The organism is Bacillus sp. S4 (assembly GCF_040838205.1).
Classification (GTDB): domain Bacteria; phylum Bacillota; class Bacilli; order Bacillales; family Bacillaceae_G; genus Bacillus_A; species Bacillus_A cereus_U.
On sequence record NZ_JBFPJI010000325.1, the window covers coordinates 1 to 3,559 of the forward strand.

Genomic DNA, 3,559 nt, shown 5'->3' on the forward strand with positions numbered 1-3,559 from the left:
TTATAATGTTAATATCTTGGATAAAGTGATAAAGGTGGAGATCCTAATGGAACAAGCTTTAAAAATTACAGGTGTATTATCTGACCCTACTCGTTATTATATTTATAAATATATTTCGCAAAAGCATAATTACGTAACTGTACAAGAAATTGCAGATGAGTTTAACATTCATCCAAACGTAGCGCGTTTACATTTATCTAAATTAGAAGATGTTAATATGCTCAAATCAGAAACAAAAAAAACTGGGAAAGGCGGCAGACCAAGCAGACTATACGTCTTGTCTCAAGATGTCATCCAGTTACAATTCCCATTTCGCGATTATCAATTATTAGCGCAGATAGCATTTAATTCACTGCTAAGCTTAGGTAGCGCTGGTGAAAAAGCGCTATATGAAACAGGGAAACAATTCGGCAAAGAATTAATGCAACAACATATGCATCGCTTAAATGTAAGTGCAGAAGCATTGACGATAGAACAAAAAATGCTAATCGCAAAAGAAGCATTCTCAACAGCTGGTTTATCTCCTGCTTTTGAATTAAGTACAGATGGCACAAAAATTTTCTATGATGTACACAATTGCCCATTTAAAGAAGTTGCTGCGCATCATCCGACTGAAATTTGTAATATGCACGGAGATATGATGAAGGGGATTTTTGAAATCCTATTCCCGAACATGGAATTAACACGAAACGATAGTCTACTAGATGGATGCAAATCTTGTAACTATAAAGTTCAAATTTAGTTTTTCAACTAAGAAGAAGTCAATATTATAATTGGCTTCTTTCTTTTATACGAATGAATATTTACAATAGTTAGAAAAATAAACTATAATGAAAAGAGGTTTTACTTTTTTTTAGAAAAGGAGGGAGATGGCATGGAGCGCATGTTTCGCGTTCTCGGCTTTTGGACTGGAATTTTCTCGGTTATGTTTTACGTAGGGGATATGCATTCGACCGCACTACTATTTTTAGGACAAACAGGATTCTTCGTACTTTTAAGTTATTTAAAATTAACAGAGCGTATGTATATATACGTATTCGGGGCATATTTAACCGTTTTCTTCATCGGATTTACATGGTACACAACATTTTTACTTGTCCCTGGAGCTGGACATTAAAAGATGGCAATTTGCCATCTTTTTTTTAATTCCGCAATTCCCTAGTTGACTTATAGGTTTTATTACCTTATATTCTATATAACACATTGGAATTAGGGGGAATTAACATGAATACACTGCTTGTCGGAATTAACATCACAGTCATGCTCATTTTAGTTGGCGTATTGTATTATATGCAACGTAAGCATGTATCTTTTAATAAACGTGTATTTACTGCTTTAGGAGTCGGAATTATCTTCGGTCTTATATTACAATTTATTTATGAGCCTACTTCTAAAGTAATTATCGAATCAAATACCTGGTTCGGTTTAATTGGTAACGGTTATGTGAAGTTACTTCAAATGATCGTTATGCCACTTATTTTAGTATCTATTATTTCAGCATTTACAAAATTACAATTAACGAAAAACCTTGGTAAAATCAGTGGTCTTATTATCGGAATTTTAATTCTTACTACAGGAATTGCCGCAGCTGTCGGTATAGCTGCAAGCGCAGGATTTGATGTATCAGCAACAGGATTACAACAAGGTGATGCAGAATCCGCTCGTCTGAAATTAGTAGAAGAAAGATTTACTTCTATTGAAAAGACAACAATTCCAGACAAATTATTAGAACTGTTGCCTACAAATCCGTTTCTTGATTTAACAGGTGCTCGTCCAACATCAACAATTTCTGTTGTAATATTTGCAGCATTTATCGGTATTGCCTTTCTCGGTGTAAAAAGAAAGCATCCAGAACAAGCAGAGCTATTTAAGAAGATGCTTGATGCTGTATATGCAATCGTAATGCGTATGGTAACGTTAATTTTACGCCTGACTCCATACGGCGTATTAGCTCTTATGGCAAAGACAGTTGCTGGTAGCGATATAAATGCTATTTTAAAACTTGGTAACTTCGTGTTAGCTTCTTACGTAGCTCTTATCGTAATGTTTATCATTCACTTATTATTAATCGCATTATCTGGTTTAAATCCAATTCAATATTTGAAAAAAGTTTTCCCTGTATTAACATTTGCATTCACATCTCGCTCTAGTGCTGGTGCAATGCCATTAAATATTGAAGCACAAAAAGAAAAACTTGGTATTTCTGAAGGAATCGCTAACTTCGCTGCATCCTTTGGGGTATCTATCGGTCAAAACGGTTGCGCAGGTATTTATCCAGCGATGCTTGCTATGATGGTCGCTCCAACTGTAGGAATTGATCCATTACAACCACAATTCATTTTAACTTTAATCGCTGTCGTTGCTATTAGCTCATTCGGTGTTGCCGGCGTTGGTGGCGGTGCAACATTCGCAGCGTTAATCGTACTATCTACAATGAACTTACCAATCGGCATTGTCGCTCTTGTTATCTCAGTTGAACCATTAATCGATATGGGTCGTACTGCTCTTAACGTAAGTGGTTCTATGACAGCAGGTCTTATTTCTAGTAAATGGCTTGGTGAATTAGATCAGGATACGTACAATCAAGATGCTGTAAAAACTGGTGAGATTGCATCATAATAAAAAGGACGCTAACAATTTACTGTTAGCGTCTTTTTTTATTATATTCCATCTCTATACATCTTATCTTGAAAGTTATCACTCCAAGTATTCTTCTAGTTGCTCTTTTAACTCCTCTTCAATCTCATAGTAAGATTCATCAACAAGTTCCCCTATTTTCTTACTCCCCAATATTCTCGATTGAATTGGCATTCCTAAAAAAACATTTTCGCATTTCCAAATTGGAATGATGTAAAATTCAATCATCTCCTCTTCTTCATCTAATACCGCTATAGAAACTGATGAATAATAGCCCATTTCAAAGGGATTCTCCTTATCTCTTGCAAATTCCATACATAATTTCATATTTTTTTCTATGTATAAATGTGAATACTCTTTACAAAGTTTAAGTGATATTCGCTCTATTTCCTTTTCCATGCATTGAATTTTCTCTTTCAATTCCAATGTAAAATTTTGTTCTTTATACTTCATTTCCGCCTCCTTACACACAGAAAAAGAGAATACAATAACATATTCTCTTTTCTCAAATATATTTCATTATCTCACAGCCCGTCCTTTTACAAATAACCATTTTGCTCGCACCATGTATGAAATTGTCCTACATCTACTCCAACTAACACGATATCCTTTAGCTCTACAGCAATACTTTGTTCCCCAATTACAATAGCAAAGTGGGTTTCTAATTGTTTTTCATTTTTCTTTACAGTTCCAATTCGGTTCCGATGCGGCCCATCTTTTATATATGCTTTTTGTCCTACAATATCAAAGTTCAAGATTCTCACCTCTTTTACTGCGCTCAAATTGGAAATACAATCTCCACCTCGGAAAATTTCCTTTCATTGCACTATTTCTCTATATATATGACGAAACAATAAAAGAGTCCTTCCTTCTTTACAATTATTTTTTCTTTGTTTCATTTTTATGATTAAAACGTAAAGAT

5 protein-coding genes are annotated in these 3,559 nt (G+C 34.5%); 3 read left to right on the forward strand and 2 right to left on the reverse strand.

The window, feature by feature from the left end; genetic code table 11:
• Nucleotides 1-46: 46 nt before the first annotated feature.
• The 3 genes from AB3X48_RS19355 (at nucleotide 47) to AB3X48_RS19365 (ending at nucleotide 2,619) form a co-directional block, all read left to right on the forward strand.
• Nucleotides 47-742, forward strand: coding sequence for a helix-turn-helix transcriptional regulator (locus AB3X48_RS19355; protein WP_016106154.1), 696 nt, complete (start codon nucleotides 47-49; stop codon nucleotides 740-742).
• A 132-nt stretch (nucleotides 743-874) separates the two neighbouring features.
• Complete coding sequence (locus AB3X48_RS19360; protein WP_002015110.1) at nucleotides 875-1,117, forward strand: DUF2626 domain-containing protein; 243 nt, start codon at nucleotides 875-877, stop codon at nucleotides 1,115-1,117.
• A 107-nt stretch (nucleotides 1,118-1,224) separates the two neighbouring features.
• Nucleotides 1,225-2,619: an L-cystine transporter gene (locus AB3X48_RS19365; RefSeq protein WP_002160483.1), complete on the forward strand. Its 1,395-nt coding sequence runs from the start codon at nucleotides 1,225-1,227 to the stop codon at nucleotides 2,617-2,619.
• Between the two features lie 78 nt (nucleotides 2,620-2,697).
• Here AB3X48_RS19365 and AB3X48_RS19370 read toward each other — a convergent pair whose 3' ends face one another.
• Both AB3X48_RS19370 and AB3X48_RS19375 read right to left on the reverse strand, forming a co-directional pair.
• A complete protein-coding gene (locus AB3X48_RS19370) occupies nucleotides 2,698-3,090 on the reverse strand; it encodes a hypothetical protein (RefSeq protein ID WP_016106155.1) in 393 nt (130 codons plus the stop codon).
• 86 nt (nucleotides 3,091-3,176) lie between these two features.
• Nucleotides 3,177-3,392, reverse strand: coding sequence for a DUF3912 family protein (locus AB3X48_RS19375; protein WP_002160480.1), 216 nt, complete (start codon nucleotides 3,390-3,392; stop codon nucleotides 3,177-3,179).
• Nucleotides 3,393-3,559 lie beyond the last annotated feature (167 nt).

Coding starts and splice junctions, on each gene's coding strand:
- AB3X48_RS19365 (WP_002160483.1), top strand. CDS start 1,225: ATGAATACACTGCTTGTCGGAATTAACATCACAGTCATGCTCATTTTA.
- AB3X48_RS19360 (WP_002015110.1), top strand. CDS start 875: ATGGAGCGCATGTTTCGCGTTCTCGGCTTTTGGACTGGAATTTTCTCG.
- AB3X48_RS19355 (WP_016106154.1), top strand. CDS start 47: ATGGAACAAGCTTTAAAAATTACAGGTGTATTATCTGACCCTACTCGT.
- AB3X48_RS19370 (WP_016106155.1), bottom strand. CDS start 3,090: ATGAAGTATAAAGAACAAAATTTTACATTGGAATTGAAAGAGAAAATT.